This is a genomic window from Paracoccus sp. SSJ, from assembly GCF_030234105.1.
Taxonomy (GTDB): domain Bacteria; phylum Pseudomonadota; class Alphaproteobacteria; order Rhodobacterales; family Rhodobacteraceae; genus Paracoccus; species Paracoccus denitrificans.
The window spans coordinates 1-649 of record NZ_JASSPE010000074.1; the positions used below are offsets into that span (position 1 = coordinate 1).

1 pseudogene is annotated in these 649 nt (G+C 74.7%); it reads right to left on the reverse strand.

The window, feature by feature from the left end:
* Positions 1–492: pseudogene (locus QPR87_RS23560) on the reverse strand (hypothetical protein); the annotation flags it as partial.
* Positions 493–649 lie beyond the last annotated feature (157 nt).

Here is a 649-nt window from a genome sequence, read left to right on the forward strand (position 1 = left end):
CTGATCCTGCGCCTGATCCTGCCGGGGCTGCGCCGGCGGCTTCTGCTGCGGCGGCTGCGCTGCTGCCGGCTTCGATGCTGCCGGTCCCGGCTGGGTCTTCTCGGGCTGCGGTTTCTGGGGCTGCGGCCTTTCCGGTTGCGGCTGGGCGTCCTGCGGCTTTGCGCCCAGGCCCTGCTGGCCCTGGAAGGGGCGCTGCGCGCGGGCCGGGGATGCGTCCTGCGGCGCGGCCGGCTTGGGCGCGGCAGCCTGGGGCGCGGCAGCCTGGGGTGCGGCCGGCTTCGGATCGGCGGGTTTCGGATCGGCCGGGGGTGCGGCGGGCTGTCGCGCCGGGCCGGGCTTGGGTGCCCCGGTCGCGGCTTGCGGCTTGGCTTGTGCGGCGGCATCCGCCTGCGTCGCCGGTGCAGCGGCGGCAGCGGGGCCTTGCTGCCTGGCGGCCGGCTGCTGGGCCGGCTGGCCGGCCTTGCTGCCGGGCGGTGTGGTGGGGGTGGTCACGGGCAGGTGCGCTTTCGCTGGTTTACCTTTCGGGCGCAGTTGTTACATATTGCCGCCCGTCCAGACCAGTGTTTGCGTTCACATGTCCGATACCGCCTCCCAGATCGGCCCCGCCGCGGCCAACCTCTCTGCGGTTCGCCCCCCTGCGGCCAACCCT